Below are 22,805 nucleotides of genomic sequence, written 5' to 3' on the forward strand. Positions count from 1 at the left end.
AATGGCCCGTTTCCGGCCCGAACCCGCCTTCAGCCACGACCAGACCAGGCGTATCGGCGTGCTGCTTGTAAACCTGGGCACCCCAGAGGCACCCACAGCCGCCGCACTTCGACCCTATCTGCGTCAGTTCCTCTCCGATCCACGGGTCGTCGAGATTCCGCGGCCGATCTGGTGGCTGATCCTCAACGGGATCATCCTCACCGTGCGGCCGAAGAAGTCGGCGGAGAAATATGCCACGGTATGGACCAGCGAGGGCTCGCCGCTGAAGGTCCATACCGAACGCCAGACCAAACTGCTCAAGGGATACCTCGGGATGCAGGGGCATGGCGACTTGATGGTCGAGTACGCCATGCGCTACGGCGCGCCGTCGATTCCCGAAACGCTCGAGCGCATGCGGGCGGCGGGCTGCTCCCGGATACTCGTAATCCCGGCCTATCCGCAGTACGCGGCAAGCACGACCGCCAGCGTCATGGACGAAGTGGCCGGATGCATGCTCGAATGGCGCAATATGCCCGAGATCCGCTTCGTACGGGACTTTGCAGCGCACGCCGGATACATCGGCGCACTTGCTGCCTCGGTGCGGGAACACTGGATGCGCAACGGTGAACCCGAAAAGCTTGTCATGAGCTTTCATGGCATCCCCCGCTTTTCCCTCGACAAGGGCGACCCCTACCACTGTGAATGCCAGAAGACGGGTCGTTTGCTGGCCGAAGCCCTCGATCTGCCCAGGGATCGCTATCTGGTGACCTTTCAGTCGCGCTTCGGCAAAGCTGAATGGCTGCAACCTTACACCCAGCCCACTCTCGAGACGCTGGCCGACGAGGGCGTCCGCTCGGTCGACGTGATCTGTCCCGGTTTCGTGGCGGATTGCCTCGAGACACTTGAAGAGATCGCCGTGGAATGCCGCGACGCATTTCTGGCACACGGCGGCAAGCGCTTCCATTTCATACCGTGCCTCAATGAACGGGACGACTGGATCAGGTCGCTTGCCCGGATTGCCATCGAGCACCTGGGCAACTGGCTCGAACAACCACAGGAAAACGACGAAATGCGCCACGAGCGCCTTTCGCGAGCACGCGCCCTTGGCGCCACCGACAAGGATGCCCGATGAAACTGCTGCTTCGCTGGGGGCTCAACGCGCTTGCCCTGATGCTGCTACCCGAACTGCTCCCGAGCATTCGCGTCGATAGCTACGCTGCGGCGCTGGTCAGCGCGTTGCTTCTTGGACTCGTCAACGCGCTGATCCGACCGCTGCTGATACTGATAACCTTGCCGATCACCCTGCTCACGCTGGGACTTTTCACCCTCGTCATCAACGCGTTACTGTTCTGGATGGTCGGCAATCTGGTCGGCGGACTGCATGTGCCCGGCTTCTGGCCGGCTTTCTGGGGGGCGATCGTCTACAGCCTGCTTACCTGGCTGGTCAACCTCGCACTAGCCGATACGGCACCGGGCCAAACGCGTGTGCGCGGCCGCTAGGGGGCACGGCCGCCCAGTTCCCGGGTCGCGCTACCGCCACCCTCGGCCTTGCGCTTCGGCCTGCGCCTCAAGGCACCCGGGTCGAAAGCTCCGTTGAGCTTTTCCAGCGCGTCGGTTCGCGCCTTCAGTGCCCGCTCGAAGGCCCCCTCTTCCCCGTACTTTCCGACCGAATATTTCACCCGTTTCCGACGACCGTCCGGCAAGGGCCACGAAGCGACCCAGAACCAACGCTGCTTGTCTTCGGGAAGGTCACGGGTTTCGGATGCGCAATACCTGCAGACACCGACCACTCCGGAGCGGTTGTTGCGCTTGACAATGCTCGAGTACTCCTGCATCGAGAGCGGCGGGTGCTTTGCCACCACCTCGTCGCGATAAGCACGCGCTTCCTTGAAGGCATTTCGCTTGCCGCCGTGGATTCCATCGCTGAAATGCTTGCGATAGATCACCCCGCGCCGCTGGATCGTCACCAGCCACCCATGCGTGCGACTCGCCTCATTGTCGACCCGGCTGATTCCATAAACGCTGCTTCGACTCACCTCGTCACTCCCGACCCATCCGTGCGGATGACACAGGAGTTCTTTCGGCGCGGCGAAATCAAACTTTAGGCACGTCCGAAAACGAAGAAGGACTTGAAGCGCTCGGAATCGGCCTCACTTTATCAGCCATTGCTGATATGGAGACACTCATGCTCTCTTCACTATTGGTGGCCTGCCCCCATTGTCACAGTCTCAACCGTGTCCCGGAAGAGCGCCTGTCGGAAGGCGGTACCTGCGGTCGATGCAAGAAGGCCCTGTTTGCGGGCAAGCCGGTTGAACTCGACGCATCGAACTTCTCGGCTCACGTCGAGCGCTCGACGATCCCCGTCCTGGTGGACTTCTGGGCTCCATGGTGCGGCCCCTGTCGCATGATGGCGCCCGCTTTCGAAGCCGCAGCCAGACAGCTCGAACCCCGCGTACGGCTCGCCAAGCTGAACACCGAGGCCGAGCAGGCACTGGCTGGTCGCTTCGGGATCCGCAGCATCCCCACGCTGATCCTGTTCAGCGGTGGCCGCGAGATTGCGAGGCAATCAGGTGCAATGGACAGTGGGTCTCTGGTCAGCTGGACGCGCTCGAAGCTCTGAAGGCACCGCTCAGTCGTCGACCAGCTGCATCTCGAATCCCGACGCCATCGCGCTGCCCTTCGTTGCAACCTCCCCCGAAGCGGAGAGTTGCCGGCTCGCCGAGCCCAGGCGCCGCGCCACCAGCGTGGTAAGCGCCTTGCGCAACACGGCCAGACATTCTTCGGTCGCCAGCGCCAGTGCAGCCGGATTGAATTCGATATAGGTCGTCGGCTCGAGCGAGACGATCGTCATCATGTGCTTGTGTTCCAGGCTATCCAGATACGCCAGTTCACCGAACACCTCACCTTCACCGAGGTCGGCCACCTTGCGCCCCCCGACCGACGCTTCGACCTTTCCTTCGATGACCATCCCGAAACGCTGATCGGCGTCACCCTCGCGCACGACCGTCACATTTGCCTCGATCCGGCGCCATGCAGACATCCGCAGTACTTCCCAGATGTCCAGATCGTCAAACTCGGTAAAGAACGTCTGCTTGCGGAGTATCGAAAACCGACTGGTATCCGGCGGCACGTACTTGTCGTCGACGATCTTGTAGCGCACCGCCGAAAGATCCTTGGCGAATTCGGCTCCGTTCTTGTAGCGCGAGTAAAGATCCTTTTCGAGCGCCTTGCGGATCAGATTGTTCATCTGCTCCGGCACATCGGGATTGAGCTGGCTGACCGAGGGCGGGTCCGCGTTGATGATCTTGTAGATGAGTTGCGCGGCATTGCGGGCACGAAACGGCAAACGGCCCGCCAGCAGGTGAAACAACACGACGCCGAGTGAATAGAGATCAGTCTTCTGGTTGAGCGGATAGTTCTTGATCTGCTCCGGCGACATGTACGCGGGCGACCCAACGCCCATGATGAAGGTCGAGTCGGAGTGACTCTGCTTGTTGATGTTCAGCGCCAGTCCGAAGTCGGTGATCTTTACGTTGTCCTTGTCATCCACCAGGATGTTGGCCGGCTTGATGTCACGATGCACGATGCCCTGTCGATAGGCGTAGTCCAGCGCCATGCAGCACTTGAAGATGATGCCTATGGTGCGATGTATGGGAAGCAACCGCTCGAAATTGCAATGTCGCTCGAGCGTATCGCCGGGGAAATACTCCATGACCACATAGGCTTCCCGCTCCGTCACGACCGCTTCGAAAATCTTGATGATGTTCGGATGGTTGAGGCGCCGGGCTACGGACTGTTCAGCCTTGAGGAGCTTCAGAAGCCGCCGGTTCCATTTGGCCTCGTCCTTCGCCTTGTCGTCGAAGCGGATGTACTTGACTGCCACCGGCTCGGGATAGTGCGGATTCTCGGCAAGGTAGACAGTCGCCGTCGCGCCCCGTCCCACCTCACGGACAATCCTGTACTTACCGATCTTCTCGGGTGCAGCTGTCATGGCTATCTCTCAACGCCACACGTCGGCGTCGTCAGAATATCGTGGTGCAATTGTGTCATGACCCGTGCCTGTGTAGAGATCCGCAACGCTTTTCATCAATTTCGTGCACGCCCCTTGAAATTCCAACACAGCGCCCCCACTAGCTGAAAGGTTGATTTTAGGAGCTTTGTACGATGCAAGACCAGAATCCCGATACAGCTGCAGATCAATCCGCGGAGCAGGTCCAGCCGAACGATGATCAGGCCACGACGATGGACGCGGGCGCCGCAGCTGACGTGATGCCAAGCCTTGAAGAAGCGCTGCGCCTCGCCGAGCTGAAGGCAGCCGAACACCACGACGCCTGGCTGCGCGCCAAGGCCGATGCAGAGAACATCCGGCGCAGGGCGCAGGAAGACATCGCCAAGGCCACGAAGTTTGCCGCCGAAAAATTCGCCCAGGCGATGCTTCCCGTCAAGGATAGCCTGGAAGCCGCACTCGCGACCGAGAACGCCACCATCGAGAACATGCGTGAGGGCGTCGAACTGACCCTCAAGCAGCTAGTGTCCGCATTCGACGGTGCAAAGCTGACCGAGGAGAACCCTGCCGGAGCGAAATTCGACCCCAACAGGCATCAGGCGATCAGCACGGTGGAAGCCGACGGCGAGCCGAATACGGTCATCACGGTGCTGCAGAAGGGCTACCTCCTGAACGAACGCGTGATCCGACCCGCACTGGTTATCGTTTCCAAGACGAAAGGCGCTTGAAACCGGACCGGAACGCCCCATATTCGATGCAGACACGATCCGCCGCAACCGGATCGATTTGAGAATTCAGAGATAAAGGAACAAGCATGGGAAAGATCATTGGTATTGACCTCGGCACCACCAACAGCTGCGTCTCCGTGATGGAAGGCGGCAAGCCGAAGGTCATCGAGAACTCCGAAGGCGCCCGCACAACGCCGTCAGTAGTCGCCTATGCCGAAGACGGCGAGATTCTGACCGGCGCACCGGCCAAGCGTCAGGCCGTGACCAACGCCAAGAACACGCTGTTCGCGATCAAGCGCCTGATCGGCCGGCGCTTCGAAGAGAAGGAAGTGCAAAAGGACATCGATCTGATGCCCTACTCGATCGCCAAGGCGGACAATGGCGACGCCTGGGTCGAGGTGCGCGGCAAGAAGATTGCCCCGCCGCAGGTTTCCGCCGAAGTGCTGCGCAAGATGAAGAAAACCGCTGAGGACTACCTGGGCGAAGAAGTGACCGAAGCCGTCATCACGGTGCCGGCCTATTTCAACGACAGCCAGCGCCAGGCGACCAAGGATGCGGGCAAGATCGCCGGCCTGGAAGTGAAGCGCATCATCAACGAACCGACTGCTGCCGCGCTCGCCTTCGGCATGGACAAGAAGCCGGGCGACTCCAAGATCGCAGTATATGACCTCGGCGGCGGCACCTTCGACATCTCGATCATCGAGATCGCCGACATCGACGGCGAACACCAGTTCGAAGTGCTGGCTACCAACGGCGACACCTTCCTCGGCGGCGAGGATTTCGACCAGCGCATCATCGATTACATCGTCACCGAGTTCAAGAAGGACCAAGGCGTCGATCTCAAGAACGACGTGCTTGCGCTGCAGCGTCTCAAGGAAGCCGCCGAGAAGGCCAAGATCGAGTTGTCGTCCGGTAGCCAGACGGAAGTCAATCTGCCGTACATCACCGCGGACGCCACCGGACCGAAGCACCTGGCGGTGAAGATCACCCGCGCCAAGTTCGAGTCTCTGGTCGAGGATCTGGTTGCGCGCACCATCGAACCCTGCCGCGTGGCCCTGAAGGACGCCGGCGTGAAGATCACCGACATCGACGACGTGATTCTCGTCGGTGGCCAGACCCGCATGCCCAAGGTGCAGGAGAAGGTCAAGGAGTTCTTCGGCAAGGAACCGCGCAAGGACGTCAACCCCGACGAAGCCGTGGCAGTAGGCGCTTCGATTCAGGGCGGCGTGCTGCAGGGTGAAGTCAAGGACGTGCTGCTGCTCGACGTGACCCCGTTGTCGCTGGGTATCGAGACGCTCGGCGGCGTAATGACCAAGCTCATCCAGAAGAACACGACGATCCCGACCAAGGCCAGCCAGGTGTTCTCGACCGCCGAGGACAACCAGAGCGCAGTGACCATCCACGTGCTGCAGGGCGAGCGCGAGATTGCCAGCGGCAACAAGAGCCTGGGGCAGTTCAACCTGAGCGACATCCCGCCATCGCCGCGCGGCATGCCGCAGATCGAGGTGACCTTCGACATCGACGCCAACGGTATCCTCCACGTGTCGGCCAAGGACAAGGCGACCGGCAAGGAGAACAAGATCACCATCAAGGCCAACTCGGGTCTGTCGGACGAGGAAGTCGAGCGCATGGTGCAGGATGCGGCGGCGCACGCCGAGGAAGACAAAAAGACGCACGAACTGGTCGACGCACGCAACCAGCTCGACGGATTGGTACATTCGGCGAAGAAGGCAGTGGCCGAGCACGGCGACAAGGTCGGCGCCGACGAAAAGGCCAAGATCGAGGAAGCCATCAAGGAAGCCGAAGAAGCCATCAAGGGCAACGACAAGGCTGCAATCGATGCCAAGAGCGAGGCGCTCGCCCAGGCCAGCCAGAAGCTCGGTGAGCACATGTATGCACAGGCTCAGGCCGAGGCTGGCCAGCCGCAGGGCGAAGGCAGCTCGCAGGGCAGCAAGAAGGCCGACGACGCCGATGTGGTAGATGCGGAGTTCACCGAAGTGAAGGACCAGAAGTAAGCCAGGACGACCGCATATACAGCGACTCTGAAACACCCGGCCGGGCCGTTCGGTGCGAAGCGCACCGCACGGCTCGGCCTTTGCACAAGTGAACCAGAACAACCATGGCGAAAAGGGATTACTACGAGGTTCTCGGCCTGAATCGGGATGCCGGGGACGACGATATCAAGAAGGCCTACCGCAAGCTGGCCATGAAACACCATCCGGATCGAAACCCGGACAGCAAGGACGCCGAAGAGAAATTCAAGGAAGCCAAGGAAGCCTACGAAGTATTGTCGGACCCCGACAAGAAGGCGGCCTATGATCGATACGGCCATGCCGGTGTCGATCCATCGATGGGTGGAGGCGGCGCCGGCCAGGGATTCGATGGCTTCGGAGATGCGTTCAGCGACATTTTCGGCGACATCTTCGGCGGGGGCGGGCGCGGACGTTCGAACGTCTATCGCGGTGCGGATCTGCGCTACAACCTCGAGATTTCGCTCGAAGAAGCCGCCCGAGGCGCCGAAAAGACAATTCGCATTCCGACCCTCGACAACTGCGACACCTGCCATGGCAGCGGTGCGAAGCCTGGCACCCAGCCGAAGCCTTGCACCACCTGTGGCGGCGCCGGTCAGGTCCGTATCCAGCAGGGTTTCTTTTCGATCCAGCAGACCTGCCCGAAATGCCACGGCTCGGGCCGCATCATTCCGGAACCCTGCTCGGCGTGCGGCGGCGCTGGACGCGTCAAGCGGCAGAAGACACTAGAGGTCAAGATCCCGGCCGGCATCGACGACGGCATGCGGTTGCGTCACGGCGGGCACGGAGAACCAGGCATCAATGGCGGCCCCGCCGGCGATCTCTATGTCGAGATCCACATCAAGTCACACCCGGTCTTCCAGCGCGACGGCGACGATCTGCATTGCGAGATGCCTGTCAGCTTCGCCACGGCTGCGCTGGGCGGCGAAATCGAGATTCCGACGCTGGACGGGATGGCTCGGATCAAGGTTCCGAACGAAACGCAAAGCGGCAAGGTTTTCCGCCTTCGCGGCAAGGGTATCCGCAACGTGCGCAGCCATGCGCCCGGTGATCTGCTTTGTCATGTAGTCGTCGAGACGCCGGTCAAGCTGACAGACCGGCAGAAGGAACTGCTGCGGGAATTCGATGAGATCTCAAACAGCAACGCGGATCGGCACAATCCAAAGGCAAAGTCCTGGATGGACAAGGTGAAGGACTTCTTCGGCGGGTAACGCCGGGCCTTCCGGATGGGCTCCCGGGGGGAACGATCGCCCCCCCGCTTGAATCTCCCGCTACGCTGAAAACGCCGGTCGTCGGCCCTCATGCCACGATCGGCGCGCGGGTTCTGAGCTTCGTCACGGCGAAGGTGCATACTCGCCCTCCCTGCACCTCGACCAACCACGCACTCAGGCCTGCCATGCCCGCGATAGGATTCAAGAGATATCTGCTCACGGCTGCTTTCGCATTGATGTCTGCCGTCGGCCTGCATGCCGAGGAAGGCATCAGCGCCAGCCATATCCTGCTCGGACAGACCGGCGCTGCCAGCGGCCCGCTTGCGCAGCTGAGCGGAGAGTACCTGGGCGGCGCCAGGCTCTATTTCGACAAGGTAAATGCCTCAGGCGGCATCAATGGCCGACGGGTGGAATTGCGTACCCTCGACGACGGCTACCAACCCGAACGCGCGTTGCAGAACGCCCGCAAGCTGATCGACGAGGATCGCGTATTTGCGCTCTTCGGCTGTTTTGGAACCGGCCCGAGCCAACAGGTGATTCCACTTGCCGCGGAACGCGGTGTACCATTCTTTGCACCCTACACAGGCGCAGACAGCCTGCGCGAAAAGCCCCGCCGGGGGGTGTTTCACGTGCGTGCCTCGTATAGGCAGGAGATCGAGAAGATCCTCGATCATCTCTCCGGAACAGGGGTACGCTCGATCGCCATTGTTCACCATGCGGACGCATTCGGTGAATTCGGCATGAATGCGGCCGTGCAAGCGCTCGCAGAACGTTCGCTGAAACCTGTGGCGATCGTTCCGATCGAGGCCAGTGGTGAAAACGCGACCGCCGTCGCCACCCGGATAGCGACAATCAATCCCGCCGCGGTCATCCTCGTCACGGCGGGTAACAGCTCGAGCGCTTTCGTACGCAGGCTCATGGCCACCGACGCAAGACCAATGATCTATGGATTGTCGGTAATCAGCAGCAGCCAGTTGAGCCATGACCTTGGGGAACTTGCACATGGCCTGGTCATTTCGCAGGTAGTGCCGTCACCTTATCGCTTCGAAAGCCCTGTTGCGAACGAATACCGCAACGTGGCAAAACTGGCGAAGAGCCCACTCAGCTATGCCGCCCAGGAAGGTTACATGGCGGCCAAGATATTCTCGGAGGCGCTGCGCCGGGCCGGGCCGGATCTTGACCGAGCACGCTTGGTATCAGCGCTCGAAAGCATCAACAAATGGGATCTGGGTGGCTGGACGGTCGATTTCACGTCGCGTCGGCGGGCAGCCTCGGACTACGTCGATCTCGTGGTGATCAGTCGCAGCAGTTTCGCGCCCTGACATCGCTGACTTGCGACGCGGCCGGCCTCGGCCACTTCACCCGGCCGCGATCCGCTCCAATGCGCTGAGATCGGCTGAAAAATGAAATTGGCCGCGGGATGCCGGTCCGAGCACGTTCTCGCGCTTCAATGCAGCAAGTACACGGCTCGCGGTTTCCACGGAAATGCCCAGCATGGCGCCAAGATCCTCGACCCCGAAGCGAAACACCTCGTCGCACGAATTTGATCTTCTCAGGCGCAACAACAGCCGCGCCATCCGTACCCGCGCGGAACCGCTGCCGGCGGCCAGCTCGGACAACCAGGCGCCGGACTCACGCAACGCCGCCTGATACTTCTCGAAAATACGTCGGCGCAGCGCCTCGTTCTTCTCGGCAAGCGAGCAGATCAGCGACGAAGGAATCCGACAAGCCCGGACTTCGCCAAGTGTGATGCCCGAACATGAGTACGGCTCGTCCGAAAAAGCCTCGAGACCAGCAAGGTCTCCGGGTTTGAGCACACCCACGATGCGACGATCACCATTCGCGAGATAGCGGATCAGCTTGATCGCCCCCTCCCGTACCGTATAGACGGCATCCGGCAGGGCTCCCTGGTGAAAGACCACACTTGAAGCAGGGAAACTCAGGTCATCGAGCTTGCAGGCAATCGGCTCAATGTCCGCTTGGTCGAGGACCGAAAACAATGCGTCGCTGCGAACCTGACAGGTCGAGCAATCGCTGTGGCCCAGCCATTCTGATCGAATCTTGACGTATCTCATTTCAACCAAAACGGGGCGCCACATCGCACCCCGCGGATAGATTGGTCCGGCATTCAGGCGCGCCGCCAGACAGTCCCCTGCGCACCATCCTCAAGGACTATGCCAGCTGCCAACAGTTCCGCGCGAATGCGATCCGCTTCGCCAAAATCACGTGCCTTCTTCGCTTGCGCACGACATGCGATACGAGCCTCGATCTCGGAAGAACTCAATCCGCATTCATCCCCACCCGCTGCCGACTGTAGATAGCTCGCCGGATCTCTCTGCAGCAGACCAACGATACCGCCGAGCGCCCTCAGCTGGGACGCCAACGCGGGAGACCGCGTCCGATTGACCTCACCGGCAAGGTCAAACAGTACCGCCACAGCCTCCGCAGTATTGAAATCATCGTCCATCGCCGCCGCAAAACGCCGACCGTGGGGCTCCTCAAAGTCCGCGGCGACAGCCGCCGCCGGAACGTTTCTGAGCGCGGTATACAGTCGATCGAGTGCGTTTCGCGCGTCCTCAAGATGCGTGTCGGAATAATTGAGCGGACTACGATAGTGCGCGCGGATGATGAAGAAGCGCAGCACCTCAGCATCAAACCGTTTGAGTACGTCCCGGATAGTGAAAAAATTTCCGAGCGACTTCGACATCTTTTCGTTGTCGACCCGCACGAATCCGTTGTGCATCCAGTAGTTCACGAAGGTGCAACCGTTTGCGCCCTCGCTCTGAGCTATTTCGTTTTCGTGGTGCGGAAACTGCAGATCCTGCCCCCCGCCGTGAATATCGAAATGAGCACCGAGCAACTCGGAACTCATCGCAGAGCATTCGATATGCCATCCAGGCCGCCCTGCCCCCCAGGACGACGGCCACTTGACCTCCTCAGGCTCGTCTTCCCTGGCATGTTTCCACAGGACGAAATCGAGCGGATCCTGCTTGTCGGACGCTACATCGACCCGTTCGCCAGCACGCAGGTCGTCAAGCGATTTTCCCGACAAGCGCCCGTAACCGTCGAACTTCCGTACCGAAAAGCAAACGTCGCGGTTTGCGGCGAGGTAAGCCAGGCCACGCGCCTCGAGCCTGGAGATCATGCTTTGCATCTGCGGTACGAATTCGGTCGCCCGCGGCTCATGCTCCGGACTTTGCACCCCGAGCGCCGCACAGTCTTCGTGCATTGCGGCAATGAAACGGTCGGTCAGGGAACGCACCGTCTCACCGTTTTCCTGCGCCCTTCGGATGATCTTGTCGTCAATGTCCGTGATATTCCGTACGTAGGTGACATCGAAGCCCGACGTCCGCAACCATCTCGCGACGACGTCGAAGGTCACCAGGACACGCGCATGACCGAGGTGGCAATAGTCGTAGACCGTCATCCCGCAGACGTACATCCTGACTTTTCCAGGCTCAATTGACGAGAATTTTTCCTTTTCCCTGGTCAGCGTGTTAAAAATACTGAGCATTGCACACAGCTCCACTAAGGAGTTGATACGATTGACTTAAATCCTGAACGCAAGCGGGCCCCGAATCGAGGCCCGCGTGTACTCGTGCCATTTTCCGCCCCCATCACCGAACGCTTGATTGTGAGGGCGTTTACCTTGTTGGTAAAATGCTGCGTTGATTCTTCCAAATAGCGAACCGGCACGTTCTGGCCATAATATCACAATGAAAATTCGCTCCTTCCTGCATCAAGCCGTGCCGTTTCTGGCGGCCGCGTGCTTCTCCCTGACCGTTTACGCGAATCCGGCAGACGTACAGTTACTGCTGAAACAAGGCCAGTTTTCAAAAGCACTGGACAGTGCCGATCGCCTCCTGGCGGCACAACCAAAGGATCCTCAGCTGCGCTTTCTGCGGGGCGTCGCCCTCACCGAGTTGGGACGACCGACCGAGGCAATCGCCGCGTTCCAGGCCCTGACGACCGATTTCCCTGAATTGCCCGAGCCGTACAACAATCTGGCCGTGCTCTATGCCCAGCAGAAGCAGTTCGACAAGGCCAAGAGCGCTCTTGAAATGGCAATTCGGACCCACCCTGCCTACGCGACAGCCCATGAGAACCTCGGAGACGTCTACGCCCGGCTCGCGAACGAAGCGTACAACAAGGCCTTGCAGATCGATTCGGCCAATGTCGGCGCCCAGACCAAGCTCGCGCTGATTCGCGAATTGATCACCGCGTCATCGAAGTCAGGCGCAACTGCGGTAGCAGCCGCCCGACCACAAACTGTCGAGCCCGCGCCTGCGGCGAGCACGGCGGCGCGCGAACCCGTCGCAACGGTGAAAGCCGAGGCCCCGGCCGCGTCTGCCAGACCGACCCCGTCACAGGTAGTTGCTGCGCCTGCATCGGCCGAAGACGAACAGGCCGTCCAAAAGGCCGTCAGGAGCTGGGCTTCAGCGTGGTCCCGCAAGGACGTGCGCGCCTATCTCGCATCGTATGACCGCGACTTCAAGACTCCCGGCGGTCGCAGCCGCAAGGCCTGGGAAGACGAACGTAGTCAGCGGGTCGGAAAGCCCGGCACGATCTCCGTCGAGCTGGAGAATCTGAGTGTCAAGGTCGATGGGGACCGCGCAGAGGCCCGTTTCCGCCAGCATTACAACTCGAATAATTTCGACGCATCGACCACGAAACGATTGCTTCTCATCAAACGGAGCAACCAGTGGCGCATTCAGCAGGAAATCGTTGGTGGTTGACTCGTTTCGTTTCACGTTGATCCGCGTGCCAATCTCGCGTCTTCTGTTCATTGGCGCATTGCTCGCGGCATGTGGCATGCCGGCGGTCGCGGGTCCGAGCACCGCGATTTCAGATGGAGGCCCCGAAGCCGCTCTCGAGGCGATTTTCCTGGATATCGAGAACAACCGCCTCGACAGTGCCCTGACACGCACGGAAACCCTGCTCAAGTACTATCCGAACTTTCGCCTCGGACATCTCATCAAGGGTGATTTGCTACTCTCACACGCGGGCGCCTTGAAGCGGTTCGGAAATGTCGACGGCGCATCACGCGAAAATCTTGATGGCTTGAGAGCCGAGGCCATCGCCCGTCTTCGGGGTTATCGCGACAGACCCAAGACAAATTCCGTACCCCGTTACCTCCTGGAAATGTCCCCCGGCCAGGCCTATGCCGTTGTAGTGGACACGAAACGCTCGCGGCTTTACGTCTACCGCAATGACAAGGGCAAACCCCGATTCGTCGCCGACTATTACGTCACCCACGGCAAGGCCGGTTCCGACAAATGGAGGGAAGGCGACAAGCGCACGCCGATCGGGGTCTACCACGTAACTTCCGCCATCCCTGGCGACAAACTCGCCGATCTCTATGGCAGCGGCGCCTTTCCGCTCAATTATCCAAACGAGTGGGACAAACGGGAGAAACGTACGGGACACGGAATCTGGCTCCATGGAACGCAGAGTGACACCTATTCGAGACCCCCGTTGGCATCTGACGGTTGCGTCGTGTTGGCGAACCAGGACTTCAACGCGCTCTCCAATTACGTGACACCGGGTGAGACCCCCGTCATCATCAGTGATCAGGTCGAATGGTTGAGTCTCGACAGCTGGCAAGCGGAGCGTTCGGCGCTCAACAAGGCAATCGAATCATGGCGCCGCGACTGGGAGAGCCGCGATACGGACCGCTATCTCACACACTACGCGAGCAGCTTTCACAGTGATCAGCAAGACAGAACCGCCTGGGCCAAATCCAAACGTCAGATCAATGCAAGCAAGGATTGGGTGAAGGTCAGGCTCAATGAACTGAGCATGTTCCGCAACCCCGGAAGTGAAGAAATGGTAGTGGTCACGTTCAGGCAGGACTACCAGAGCAACAATCTGAACGACTCTTTGCGCAAGCGGCAATACTGGATCAAGGAGCAGGGGCAATGGAAGATCGCCTACGAAGGCCCCGCCTGACTTGACTCAAGATCAATACCAACGCCGTACGCCCGAAACAGGCCCCGCATTCCCGAGGACATTCACATGAAGAACTTTCTGGCCACCAGCTTGCTGGCTGGTTTCGCCTTTGCTGCGGCTGCTGCCAATCCCGTGGTCGAATTGGAAACTTCCGCAGGCTCCATGTCGATCGAACTCTATCCCGAAAAGGCCCCTGGAACCGTAGAGAACTTTCTGAACTACGCCCGCAGCGGCTTCTATGCGGGAACCGTGTTTCATCGCGTGATCGATGGATTCATGATCCAGGGCGGTGGTTTCGACGCCAACATGAAGGAAAAGCCGACCCGGGAGCCCATCCGGAACGAGGCGAAGAACGGTCTGCACAACCAGATCGGAACGATCGCCATGGCGCGAACGCGTGATCCGCACTCGGCGGCAGCGCAGTTTTTCATCAACCTGGTAGATAACCCGTCACTCGACTATCCGTCCTTCGATGGGTGGGGCTATGCAGTATTCGGCAAGGTCACAAAGGGGCTGGAGGTGGTGCGTCAGATCGGCAAGGTCAAGACAACTACTGTCGGTTACTACCAGGACGTACCCGCCCAACCGGTCGTCATCAAGTCGGTACGCATCATCGAAGATGTCAAAGCCGACAAATAACCCTACGGAGATCAACATGGCAGTCAATCTGCACACAAACCTCGGCCTCATAACCATTGAGCTGGACGCCGACAAGGCGCCCGAAACGGCAAAGAACTTCACCGACTATGTCGAGGCAGGCCATTACGACAATACGATCTTTCATCGCGTCATCGACGGCTTCATGATTCAGGGAGGCGGCTTCACTCCGGGCATGACTCAGAAACGCTGCGGCGCTCCGATCAAGAACGAAGCAGCCAACGGGCTCAAGAATGTGCTTGGTTCGGTGGCAATGGCCCGTACCAACGACCCTCATTCGGCAACTGCTCAGTTCTTCATCAACGTAAGCGATAACGCTTTTCTCGATCATCCAGGGCAGGACGGCTGGGGGTATTGCGTTTTCGGTAAAGTCACCGCAGGCATGGACGTCGTCGAGAAAATCAAATCGGTCAAGACGGGCCGCAGCGGATTCCATCAGGATGTACCGAAGGAAGACGTGATCATCGAGCGCGCAGAAGTCGTTTGATGGAAACCGGAACGGTCGGAACCGAACGGACGATTCTGTTCATTTCCGACCTTCATCTTTGCGAGGGCCGCCCGACGACGACGCGGGCCTTGCTTGGATTCCTCGAAGGGCCAGCGTCGCGATGCAGTGAGCTCTATATCCTCGGCGACCTCTTCGAATACTGGGCGGGTGACGACGATACGACGGATTTCAAGACACTGATTGCCGGCGCGTTCAGGACCGTCCGGGATTCCGGCGTCCGGATCCGTTTCATGGCCGGGAATCGTGATTTTCTGCTCGGAGCCTCGTACGCCACCGAGGCGGGGATCGAACGCATTGACGATCCATTCGAGTTGCAGCTGATGGACGGCAACTACCTGCTGAGCCATGGCGACCAGCTATGCACCGATGACATCGCCTATCAGGCATTTCGTAAGCAGGTACGCGATCTCAGCTGGCAAGAGGGCTTTCTCTCGCAACCCTTGGCCATCCGTCGCAGGCTTGTCGAAGAGATACGCACCCGCAGCGAATCCGAAAAGACGCAAAAGGCATCGGAGATAATGGACGTCAACATGTCGGCAGTCGAGCGCCTGCTCCGCGCCCATGACTATCCGACGCTGATCCACGGGCATACTCATCGCCCCGCCTGGCACGAACATACCGTGGATGGCAGACTGTGCAGACGTATCGTGCTATCCGACTGGAACGCAAGCGCGCCCTATCTCGAATGGTCGACCGGAATGCTGCATGATCGTGTTTACATACCGGAGACTGCCCAAGACTGACCCGACATCCGGGCAGACCGCAGTCGTGGCAGCCGTCCGCTGGTTAAAGGCCAAGTAGCCCGACGAGGGCTGACGATCAGATCAGGGCCAGTCCGCGAGCCAGGTCAGCCTTCAGATCCTCGACCGATTCAAGGCCGACCGCAATTCGCAGGAGCCCCTCCTTGATGCCAGCCTCCGCCCGTGCCTCGGCCGATATCCGCCCGTGGGTGGTCGACGCGGGATGAGTGATCGTGGTTTTGGTGTCGCCCAGATTCGCAGTGATAGACATCACCTTGCAGTTGTCGACCACTTTCCACGCCTCCGCACGACCACCATCGACCTCGAAGCTGACAATCGCTGCACCGCTGCGCTGCTGACGAAGGGCCAGTTCGTACTGCGGATGTGAGGGAAGTCCGGGATAGAACACCCTGGAAACCCGTGCTTGCTGCTCCAGCCACGAGCCGAGCTGAAGCGCAGCCGACGATTGCGCTTCCATGCGGACACGCAGGGTCTCCAGGCCCTTGAGAATGATCCATGCATTGAACGGCGAGATGCTCGGGCCAGCGGTACGCAGGAATCGGAAAATCTCTTCCGTCAGCGATTTCGGACCGGCCACCGCACCACCAAGCACCCGCCCCTGGCCATCCAGGTATTTTGTCGCGGAGTGGATCACAAGATCGGCGCCGAACTCGAGCGGTCGCTGCAGTGCAGGCGTACAGAAGCAGTTGTCAACCGCAAGCAGCGCACCTGCCTCGTGCGCTATCTCTGCAACCGCCGCAATGTCGACAAGTTCGGTGAGCGGATTAGATGGCGTCTCGACGAAGAAAAGGCGCGTTTCCGGTCGAACCGCCGAACGATAGGCCGCGAGATCGGTTGCCGGCACGAATGTCGTCTCGATGCCGAACTTCGACATCACATTCGAGAACAGTTGCTGCGTCGAACCAAACAGTCCACGCGACGCGACGACATGATCACCCGCCTTCATGAGGGCCATCACGGTCGACAGGATGGCCGACATCCCCGATGCCGTCGCAATGCAAGCTTCTGCGCCTTCAAGTGCAGCCAGTCTCGTCTGCATCGCGGTGACGGTCGGGTTGGTGAAGCGGGCATAGACATTGCCCTCTTCCGCGCCCGAGAATCGCGCCGCTGCCTGCGCCGCATTCTCGAACACGAAACTCGAGGTCAGATAGAGCGCCTCGCTATGCTCGTTGAACTGGCTGCGATCGGTTCCGGCCCGAACTGCCAGGGTATCGAATTCAAATTCGTTCATTGCGGATCCGCTGCCGGGTCGTTTCTCAAGATGCCGTACCTCAGTGTTCCTGATGCCCGGCGGAGACGAGATTAAGGTCAAGCTGCCCATCATCACCATCATCGTGTCCGGTGGAGGGCTCCCCTCGCTTGCTTGCCACCCCGGAAAGATACTCAGGGGTGATATCTCCGGTCACATAGCAGCCATCGAAGCAGGATGTTTCGAAGAAATTGATCGCGGGATTGAGCGCCCTCACCGCGGCCTTGAGGTCTTCGAGATCCTGATAGATCAGGCCATCCGCACCGATCACCCGGTTGATCTCGGCCTCGTCACGATCGGCCGCAATCAGCTCCTCGCTGGTCGGCATGTCGATCCCGTAGACATTGGCGTGGCGCACCGGCGGCGCAGCCGACGCAAGATAGACTTTCTTGGCTCCGGCCTCACGCGCCATGAGCACGATCTCCCGGCTCGTGGTACCCCGCACGATAGAGTCATCGACGATCAGCACGACCTTCCCCTGGAACTCCTGCTTGATCGCATTGAGCTTCTGTCGTACCGATTTCCGCCGGATCGCCTGACCCGGCATGATGAAGGTTCGACCAATGTAGCGATTCTTGACGAAACCTTCGCTATACGGAACCCCCAGACGATGAGCCATTTCCATCGCTGCGGGACGACTTGAATCGGGTACCGGGATAACCACGTCCGGCAACACATGGGGCAACATCCGCTTGAACTTGCTGGCGAGGTATTCGCCCATCTTCACTCGCGAGTCGTAAACCGAAATGCCATCGATCAGCGAATCGGGTCGAGCAAGGTAGACATATTCAAACATGCAGGGCGCCTGCATCGTGCGCTCGGCACACTGACGACTGTGGAAGTTGCCGTCAGTGTCGATCAACACGGCCTCGCCAGGTGCTACGTCACGCAGAAAGCTGAAACCGAGGACGTCGATCGCGACGCTCTCTGACGCCACCATCCACTCGGTTCCCTCTGCCACGTCGTTACGGCCGATCACAAGCGGGCGAATCCCGTACGGATCACGAAAGGCCAGAAGACCATAGCCCGCGATCATCACCACGGCAGCATAGGCCCCCCGACAACGACGATGCACACCGGCCACGGCACGGAAGATGGCATCTTCGTCCAGACGATACTGGTCCGCCGCCTCCTGCAGTTCGTGCGCAAGCACGTTGAGCAAAACTTCGGAATCGGAATTCGTATTGATGTGCCGCAGGTCGGCCAGGAACATCTCTCGCTTCAACGCCTCGGCATTCGTCAGGTTTCCGTTGTGGGCGAGCATCAGGCCGAAGGGCGAATTTACATAGAAAGGCTGGGCTTCGGCAGCGTTGTATGCCGATCCGGCCGTCGGGTAGCGGACATGCGCGAGACCCCAGTTTCCCTGCAGATTCCGCATGTTACGCGTCCGGAAAACGTCCCGCACCAAACCCGAACCCTTGTGCATGTGAAAACGGCCGCCTTCTGCGGTTGCGATCCCTGCCGCATCCTGTCCCCGGTGCTGCAGGACCTGCAGACCATCATAGAGCAACTGATTGACGGGACTCTTCGCAACGACCCCGAGAATGCCACACATGACTACACCACCTAATCAAATCGAACCCGTTTAGCCACTGTTTCCGGCAACCATGGTCGGGCTGCAAGAACGGCCGTTTCAAGCATGGGCGAAAAAGTCGCCTGCCGCCACCAACTGGCCTGCGAAACACCCAGCAGGCCACCGGCCAGAACGATCAGCAATGCGATCGCCAAGCCCTTTACAAATCCGAACGATGCACCGAGCACGCGGTCCACCACGCCCAGTCCGACAGCCTTGAGCAACTCCCGCAGAAGCCAGCGCAAAACGCCGGAGAGCAGCAGAACGAGCACGAAGATCAACAGGAACGCGAGTGCGTAGCGGCCAAGCGGATGGTCGACGGTTGTCAACCAGGTCGCCACTTGAGGCGCATAGATGCGGCCGAGCACGATGGCGAGCACCCACGCCACCAACGACAACACTTCCGACACGAGCCCACGCCAGAACCCAAGGCCTGCGGTCACGACAAGCAGAAACAACAAACCGTAGTCGAATGCTGTCATGGCGTTTCGTCAAAGCGGCAATACCGCACCATTGAGCCCCAAACGCTTGAGCTTCGCCATCGCCGCTTCCGCCGCCTCGCGATTTGGATAGGGACCAACCCTGACACGGGTTTTGTCACCGGCCTTCTCGGTATAGCCGGGGTATCCCTCCGCCTTGAGCTTGCCGCGCAGGCTGTTTGCATTCGCCTGGTCGCGATAGGCACCCAGCTGCACGACAAAGCCACCGGCTACCGCGGCGGAAACGGGAGGCGTAGTTACCGGCACCGGCTTTCCAGCAAGAATTGCTGCTGCCCGTGCAGCGTCATCGACTTTGCTTTCAGGCGCCCGCGAGGGTTCGCGAGCGGGGACCTCCACCTTGGCCGGATCCCGCTTGACCGGTTCAGGCTTTGCGGGCTCTTCACGAGGCGAGGCAATCACCACCGGTGGCGGGGTCACGTCGGGTCGCTCGGGCTCACCTCCGGCCTCTGAGGAAGACGTCCCGGACCTGACCGGCTCGGCGATCGGCCTGGCCACGGCATTCTCCCCTTCCTGCGCGGGAATCCGCACCTGAATGTCACGATTCACCGGACGCGGTTCTGCGTCCATTACCATCGGGAGAACAATCGCCGCCAGAAGTGCGAGCGCAACCGCACCGACCAGCCGGCGACGGGCTCGCTTGCGGAGTTCAATCTGCTTGTCGTCGTCGGCCATGGCGGCTTTTCTCAGCGTTGCTTGCGCAAGGCCTTCATTACCTCGGCTACGGTCAGGAATGAGCCGAAAGCAATGATTCTATCACCCTCGGCCGCAGATTTTCCTGCCTGCTCATAGGCGTCGCGAACACTCTCGCAAACGCGGACATCACTGCACCCGGACACCGAGCTAACCACTTCGGCGAGCTCACCGGCCGGCTTGGCTCGGGGTCCTGGCGGCGATGCGACAAGCCAGTGATCGACGCGCCCACCGAGGCGTTGGACAACCCCGGCTACGTCCTTGTCGGCAAGCATTCCGAAAACGGCCCAGGTTTCTGGATAGAAACCCATGTTTGAAAGGTTTTCCGCGAGCACACCGGCCGCTTGAGGATTATGTGCGACGTCGAGTACCACGGTGGGCCTTCCGGGCAGAATCTGGAAACGCCCGGGCAGATCCACCAGCATCATTCCTTGTCGAACGGCCTGCATCGGAACGGGCAGGCGTTCCTTGATGGCGTCCAGTGCGGCGATGACCGCCGCAGCATTGAGGAGTTGATTCGCGCCGCGCAGGGCAGGATAGGCCAGTCCACCGCGCTTCAGTCCGTTGCGCCCCCAGAAGGCCCACTGCGTCCGGTCGCCCGAAAAGCCGAAATCCCGCCCCGATATCTGCAACTCCGCGCCGAGTTCCGTCGCGCGATTGACAAGACTCTCGGGCGGTATCGGATCACCACAGATCGCCGGCCGTCCCGCGCGGAATATTCCCGCCTTTTCGAAACCGATCGCTTCGCGACTCGTGCCCAGGTATTCCATGTGATCCATGGCGACACTGGTCACGATCGCGCAGTCGGGATCAATCACATTAACCGCATCCAGACGCCCGCCGAGTCCCACTTCGAGGATCACCACATCGAGTTCGCTGCCCTCGAACACCGACATCGCGGCCAGAGTGCCGTGTTCGAAATATGTCAGTGGTGTTGCCGCCCTCGCCCTCTCTATGCGTGCAAAGCCTTCCACCAAGGCCGCGTCATCGACCTCGCGCCCGTTTACCCGCACGCGCTCGTTGTATTGCAAGAGATGAGGTGAAGTATAGAGACCGACCCTATACCCGGCTGCAAGCAGGATGGCTTCGAGCATCGCGCAAACCGACCCCTTGCCATTGGTGCCCCCGACGGTGAAGACCGGGCACGACAGATCGAGCCCACTCTCTCGAAAGACCTTCTCTACACGTTCCAGGCCAAGCTGAATCTGCTGGTCGTGGCGGGCTTCGAGAAGTGCTAGCCACCCGTCCAGCGTTTCCGGTAACTGTGTCATGCGTCGATTCAGAGGCTCGCAGCGGGCTGGCGCGTCAGCAAGGTGATGATATCCGCGAGCTTGTCGCGCAACTGACGGCGGTCAACAATCATGTCGACCGCCCCCTTTTCCAGCAGGAACTCGGAGCGCTGAAAGCCTTCCGGCAGCGTCTCGCGCACCGTCTGCTCGATGACCCGCGGCCCGGCAAACCCGATCAGCGCACCCGGCTCGGCAATCACCACGTCTCCCACGAACGCGAAACTCGCCGACACCCCGCCCATGGTCGGATCGGTCAGCAGCGTGATGAACGGGAGCCGCTGTCGACCGAGACGCGTGATCGCAGCCGTGGTCTTTGCCATCTGCATGAGCGAAAACAGACCTTCCTGCATCCGTGCGCCACCTGTTGCAGTAATACAGATGAATGGGCAATTGTGCTCGAGCGCCTGGCGCACGCCGCGAACGAAGCGCTCACCGACAACAGACCCCATCGACCCCCCCAGGAAGTCAAACTCGAAACATGCAATGACCACCGGCAGCGTCTTGATCGCGCCCTGCATCACGACCATCGCATCCGCCTCGCTCGTGTCGTCTGCCGCAGCCGAAAGGCGATCGGGATAGCGGCGAGAATCCTTGAACTTGAGCGGATCGACCGGCACGACCTCGGCTCCGACCTCAAAACGCCCCTCGGGATCGAGCAGCATGTCCATGCGTGCCCGTGCCCTGATCCGCTGGTGATGACCGCACTTCGGGCAGACGCCGAGGTTGCTGTCGAGATCGGAACGGTACAACACCGCCTCGCAAGAAACGCACTTGCTCCACAGCCCCTCCGGGATGGATTTCTTCGACGGGGCCTCTCGCTTGATCTTGGGCGGAAGAAGCTTCTTGAGCCAACTCATTGCACGTTCTCCCTTTCGGCATCGAGCGCTTCGCGCACGCCACTGATAAAGGCCTGCACCCGAGCGGGTGCCTCGGCCGCACCTGCCTGTTCGATCTCTTCTATGATTCTGCTGCCGATGACTACCGCATCCGCAACGGCCGCAATGCGGCGAGCGGACTCGGCATCACGAATACCGAAACCGACCCCCACCGGCATACCCACCGCCGCACGGATTTTCGGGATTCGCGCGGAGACCTCTTCAAAGTCGAGCGCAACAGAGCCAGTCACCCCCTTGAGGGACACGTAGTAAATATAGCCGCGGCCAGCCGCACCGACGTCGCGGATGCGTTCGTCTTCCGATGTAGGTGCCAGCAGGAAGATCGGGTCAAGCCCCGCGGCCTTCGACGTGGCGGCAAAGGTTTCGCACTCTTCGGGCGGGTAGTCGACAACCAGCACGCCGTCGACACCCGCCTGTACCGCACTGTCGACAAATCGCTCCAGCCCCATCGCTTCGATCGGATTGGCGTAGCCCATCAAGACGATCGGCGTCACCGCATCTTCTTTACGGAACTCCGTGACGATCCCGAGCACCTTGCGCAGGCTCATGCCGCCGGCCAGAGCCCGTTCGGAGGCACGCTGGATGGTCGGACCGTCTGCCATCGGATCCGAGAACGGAACACCAAGCTCGATGATGTCCGACCCGCCGGCGACCAATGCCCTCATGAGCGGCAAGGTCGTTGCGGCGTCGGGGTCACCCGCCGTAATGAATGGGATCAATGCCTTTCGGCCTTCTGCCTCGAGACGGGAAAACGTAGCTTTGATTCTGGACATATAGGT

At 60.2% G+C, this 22,805-nt stretch carries 23 protein-coding genes; 12 read left to right on the plus strand and 11 right to left on the minus strand.

Annotated elements, in window-relative coordinates; all coding sequences use genetic code 11:
* Position 1: 1 nt before the first annotated feature.
* Together hemH and GQB03_RS15440 are read left to right on the plus strand one after the other, a co-directional pair.
* On the plus strand, positions 2-1,111 hold the full coding sequence (gene hemH / locus GQB03_RS15435) for a ferrochelatase (RefSeq protein WP_159691297.1): 1,110 nt from the start codon (positions 2-4) through the stop codon (positions 1,109-1,111).
* Complete coding sequence (locus tag GQB03_RS15440; protein ID WP_159691300.1) at positions 1,108-1,479, plus strand: phage holin family protein; 372 nt, start codon at positions 1,108-1,110, stop codon at positions 1,477-1,479. Before hemH ends, GQB03_RS15440 begins: the two co-directional genes overlap by 4 nt.
* Here the strand turns inward: GQB03_RS15440 and GQB03_RS15445 are convergent.
* Positions 1,476-2,015 carry an AP2 domain-containing protein gene (locus GQB03_RS15445; protein ID WP_159691303.1) on the minus strand — a complete coding sequence of 180 codons (540 nt, stop codon included), beginning with the start codon at positions 2,013-2,015 and terminating at the stop codon, positions 1,476-1,478. The genes GQB03_RS15440 and GQB03_RS15445 overlap by 4 nt on opposite strands.
* 149 nt (positions 2,016-2,164) lie before the next feature.
* Here GQB03_RS15445 and trxC point away from each other — a divergent pair, with 149 nt between their 5' ends.
* The gene (gene trxC, locus GQB03_RS15450; protein ID WP_159691306.1) at positions 2,165-2,599 is read left to right on the plus strand and encodes a thioredoxin TrxC; all 435 of its coding nucleotides are present in this window, start codon (positions 2,165-2,167) and stop codon (positions 2,597-2,599) included.
* 9 nt (positions 2,600-2,608) lie between these two features.
* On the opposite strand, the gene GQB03_RS15455 is transcribed toward trxC, so the two are convergent.
* Positions 2,609-3,970, minus strand: a complete 1,362-nt coding sequence (locus tag GQB03_RS15455) for a protein kinase domain-containing protein (protein ID WP_159691309.1) — start codon at positions 3,968-3,970, stop codon at positions 2,609-2,611.
* 173 nt (positions 3,971-4,143) lie between these two features.
* Here GQB03_RS15455 and grpE point away from each other — a divergent pair, with 173 nt between their 5' ends.
* The 4 genes from grpE to GQB03_RS15475 all read left to right on the plus strand — a co-directional run bounded on the left by grpE (position 4,144) and on the right by GQB03_RS15475 (position 9,276).
* Positions 4,144-4,713 carry a nucleotide exchange factor GrpE gene (gene grpE / locus GQB03_RS15460; RefSeq protein WP_159691312.1) on the plus strand — a complete coding sequence of 190 codons (570 nt, stop codon included), beginning with the start codon at positions 4,144-4,146 and terminating at the stop codon, positions 4,711-4,713.
* Positions 4,714-4,799: 86 nt separating this feature from the next.
* Positions 4,800-6,728: a molecular chaperone DnaK gene (gene dnaK, locus GQB03_RS15465; protein ID WP_159691315.1), complete on the plus strand. Its 1,929-nt coding sequence runs from the start codon at positions 4,800-4,802 to the stop codon at positions 6,726-6,728.
* Between the two features lie 104 nt (positions 6,729-6,832).
* Positions 6,833-7,954 carry a molecular chaperone DnaJ gene (gene dnaJ / locus GQB03_RS15470; protein ID WP_159691317.1) on the plus strand — a complete coding sequence of 374 codons (1,122 nt, stop codon included), beginning with the start codon at positions 6,833-6,835 and terminating at the stop codon, positions 7,952-7,954.
* Between the two features lie 185 nt (positions 7,955-8,139).
* The gene (locus GQB03_RS15475) at positions 8,140-9,276 is read left to right on the plus strand and encodes an ABC transporter substrate-binding protein (RefSeq protein WP_159691320.1); all 1,137 of its coding nucleotides are present in this window, start codon (positions 8,140-8,142) and stop codon (positions 9,274-9,276) included.
* A 36-nt stretch (positions 9,277-9,312) separates the two neighbouring features.
* On the opposite strand, the gene GQB03_RS15480 is transcribed toward GQB03_RS15475, so the two are convergent.
* Complete coding sequence (locus GQB03_RS15480; RefSeq protein WP_159691323.1) at positions 9,313-10,029, minus strand: Crp/Fnr family transcriptional regulator; 717 nt, start codon at positions 10,027-10,029, stop codon at positions 9,313-9,315.
* Between the two features lie 53 nt (positions 10,030-10,082).
* Positions 10,083-11,468, minus strand: a complete 1,386-nt coding sequence (cysS, locus tag GQB03_RS15485) for a cysteine--tRNA ligase (RefSeq protein ID WP_159691326.1) — start codon at positions 11,466-11,468, stop codon at positions 10,083-10,085.
* Between the two features lie 202 nt (positions 11,469-11,670).
* On the opposite strand from cysS, the gene GQB03_RS15490 reads away from it, so the two are divergent.
* The 5 genes from GQB03_RS15490 (at position 11,671) to GQB03_RS15510 (ending at position 15,811) form a co-directional block, all read left to right on the plus strand.
* A complete protein-coding gene (locus tag GQB03_RS15490; protein WP_159691329.1) occupies positions 11,671-12,690 on the plus strand; it encodes a nuclear transport factor 2 family protein in 1,020 nt (339 codons plus the stop codon).
* 76 nt (positions 12,691-12,766) lie between these two features.
* On the plus strand, positions 12,767-13,903 hold the full coding sequence (locus tag GQB03_RS15495; RefSeq protein WP_159691332.1) for a L,D-transpeptidase family protein: 1,137 nt from the start codon (positions 12,767-12,769) through the stop codon (positions 13,901-13,903).
* Positions 13,904-13,969: 66 nt separating this feature from the next.
* Positions 13,970-14,542 carry a peptidylprolyl isomerase gene (locus tag GQB03_RS15500; RefSeq protein WP_159691335.1) on the plus strand — a complete coding sequence of 191 codons (573 nt, stop codon included), beginning with the start codon at positions 13,970-13,972 and terminating at the stop codon, positions 14,540-14,542.
* Positions 14,543-14,558: 16 nt separating this feature from the next.
* Positions 14,559-15,047, plus strand: coding sequence for a peptidylprolyl isomerase (locus GQB03_RS15505; RefSeq protein WP_159691338.1), 489 nt, complete (start codon positions 14,559-14,561; stop codon positions 15,045-15,047).
* On the plus strand, positions 15,047-15,811 hold the full coding sequence (locus GQB03_RS15510) for a UDP-2,3-diacylglucosamine diphosphatase (protein WP_159691341.1): 765 nt from the start codon (positions 15,047-15,049) through the stop codon (positions 15,809-15,811). The genes GQB03_RS15505 and GQB03_RS15510 overlap by 1 nt, the downstream gene beginning before the upstream one ends.
* 76 nt (positions 15,812-15,887) lie before the next feature.
* Here GQB03_RS15510 and GQB03_RS15515 read toward each other — a convergent pair whose 3' ends face one another.
* From GQB03_RS15515 to trpA, 7 genes are read right to left on the minus strand one after another with little or no spacing between them, the layout of a single operon-like run.
* Entirely contained in the window at positions 15,888-17,060 is a 1,173-nt protein-coding gene (locus GQB03_RS15515) for an O-succinylhomoserine sulfhydrylase (protein ID WP_159691344.1), read from the minus strand.
* A gap of 40 nt (positions 17,061-17,100) precedes the next feature.
* Entirely contained in the window at positions 17,101-18,633 is a 1,533-nt protein-coding gene (gene purF / locus GQB03_RS15520; protein ID WP_159691347.1) for an amidophosphoribosyltransferase, read from the minus strand.
* 11 nt (positions 18,634-18,644) lie between these two features.
* Entirely contained in the window at positions 18,645-19,133 is a 489-nt protein-coding gene (locus tag GQB03_RS15525; RefSeq protein ID WP_159691350.1) for a CvpA family protein, read from the minus strand.
* A 9-nt stretch (positions 19,134-19,142) separates the two neighbouring features.
* Complete coding sequence (locus tag GQB03_RS15530; protein WP_159691353.1) at positions 19,143-19,823, minus strand: SPOR domain-containing protein; 681 nt, start codon at positions 19,821-19,823, stop codon at positions 19,143-19,145.
* A gap of 11 nt (positions 19,824-19,834) precedes the next feature.
* Positions 19,835-21,112, minus strand: a complete 1,278-nt coding sequence (folC, locus tag GQB03_RS15535) for a bifunctional tetrahydrofolate synthase/dihydrofolate synthase (RefSeq protein ID WP_159691356.1) — start codon at positions 21,110-21,112, stop codon at positions 19,835-19,837.
* An 8-nt stretch (positions 21,113-21,120) separates the two neighbouring features.
* On the minus strand, positions 21,121-21,987 hold the full coding sequence (accD, locus tag GQB03_RS15540) for an acetyl-CoA carboxylase, carboxyltransferase subunit beta (protein ID WP_159691359.1): 867 nt from the start codon (positions 21,985-21,987) through the stop codon (positions 21,121-21,123).
* Positions 21,984-22,799: a tryptophan synthase subunit alpha gene (gene trpA / locus GQB03_RS15545; RefSeq protein WP_159691362.1), complete on the minus strand. Its 816-nt coding sequence runs from the start codon at positions 22,797-22,799 to the stop codon at positions 21,984-21,986. The genes accD and trpA overlap by 4 nt, the downstream gene beginning before the upstream one ends.
* Positions 22,800-22,805 lie beyond the last annotated feature (6 nt).

Origin of the sequence: Cognatazoarcus halotolerans (assembly GCF_009800965.1) — a bacterium.
Lineage (GTDB): Bacteria > Pseudomonadota > Gammaproteobacteria > Burkholderiales > Rhodocyclaceae > Cognatazoarcus > Cognatazoarcus halotolerans.

What these genes read in the sequence shown, in the direction of transcription:
- dnaJ (WP_159691317.1), top strand. Translation starts at nt 6,833, where the DNA reads ATGGCGAAAAGGGATTACTACGAGGTTCTCGGCCTGAATCGGGATGCC.
- GQB03_RS15480 (WP_159691323.1), bottom strand. Translation starts at nt 10,029, where the DNA reads ATGAGATACGTCAAGATTCGATCAGAATGGCTGGGCCACAGCGATTGC.
- GQB03_RS15475 (WP_159691320.1), top strand. Translation starts at nt 8,140, where the DNA reads ATGCCCGCGATAGGATTCAAGAGATATCTGCTCACGGCTGCTTTCGCA.
- GQB03_RS15500 (WP_159691335.1), top strand. Translation starts at nt 13,970, where the DNA reads ATGAAGAACTTTCTGGCCACCAGCTTGCTGGCTGGTTTCGCCTTTGCT.
- GQB03_RS15525 (WP_159691350.1), bottom strand. Translation starts at nt 19,133, where the DNA reads ATGACAGCATTCGACTACGGTTTGTTGTTTCTGCTTGTCGTGACCGCA.
- GQB03_RS15530 (WP_159691353.1), bottom strand. Translation starts at nt 19,823, where the DNA reads ATGGCCGACGACGACAAGCAGATTGAACTCCGCAAGCGAGCCCGTCGC.
- GQB03_RS15495 (WP_159691332.1), top strand. Translation starts at nt 12,767, where the DNA reads ATGCCGGCGGTCGCGGGTCCGAGCACCGCGATTTCAGATGGAGGCCCC.
- grpE (WP_159691312.1), top strand. Translation starts at nt 4,144, where the DNA reads ATGCAAGACCAGAATCCCGATACAGCTGCAGATCAATCCGCGGAGCAG.
- folC (WP_159691356.1), bottom strand. Translation starts at nt 21,112, where the DNA reads ATGACACAGTTACCGGAAACGCTGGACGGGTGGCTAGCACTTCTCGAA.
- accD (WP_159691359.1), bottom strand. Translation starts at nt 21,987, where the DNA reads ATGAGTTGGCTCAAGAAGCTTCTTCCGCCCAAGATCAAGCGAGAGGCC.
- GQB03_RS15455 (WP_159691309.1), bottom strand. Translation starts at nt 3,970, where the DNA reads ATGACAGCTGCACCCGAGAAGATCGGTAAGTACAGGATTGTCCGTGAG.
- cysS (WP_159691326.1), bottom strand. Translation starts at nt 11,468, where the DNA reads ATGCTCAGTATTTTTAACACGCTGACCAGGGAAAAGGAAAAATTCTCG.
- GQB03_RS15515 (WP_159691344.1), bottom strand. Translation starts at nt 17,060, where the DNA reads ATGAACGAATTTGAATTCGATACCCTGGCAGTTCGGGCCGGAACCGAT.
- hemH (WP_159691297.1), top strand. Translation starts at nt 2, where the DNA reads ATGGCCCGTTTCCGGCCCGAACCCGCCTTCAGCCACGACCAGACCAGG.
- GQB03_RS15440 (WP_159691300.1), top strand. Translation starts at nt 1,108, where the DNA reads ATGAAACTGCTGCTTCGCTGGGGGCTCAACGCGCTTGCCCTGATGCTG.
- GQB03_RS15490 (WP_159691329.1), top strand. Translation starts at nt 11,671, where the DNA reads ATGAAAATTCGCTCCTTCCTGCATCAAGCCGTGCCGTTTCTGGCGGCC.
- dnaK (WP_159691315.1), top strand. Translation starts at nt 4,800, where the DNA reads ATGGGAAAGATCATTGGTATTGACCTCGGCACCACCAACAGCTGCGTC.
- trxC (WP_159691306.1), top strand. Translation starts at nt 2,165, where the DNA reads ATGCTCTCTTCACTATTGGTGGCCTGCCCCCATTGTCACAGTCTCAAC.
- trpA (WP_159691362.1), bottom strand. Translation starts at nt 22,799, where the DNA reads ATGTCCAGAATCAAAGCTACGTTTTCCCGTCTCGAGGCAGAAGGCCGA.
- GQB03_RS15505 (WP_159691338.1), top strand. Translation starts at nt 14,559, where the DNA reads ATGGCAGTCAATCTGCACACAAACCTCGGCCTCATAACCATTGAGCTG.
- GQB03_RS15510 (WP_159691341.1), top strand. Translation starts at nt 15,047, where the DNA reads ATGGAAACCGGAACGGTCGGAACCGAACGGACGATTCTGTTCATTTCC.
- purF (WP_159691347.1), bottom strand. Translation starts at nt 18,633, where the DNA reads ATGTGTGGCATTCTCGGGGTCGTTGCGAAGAGTCCCGTCAATCAGTTG.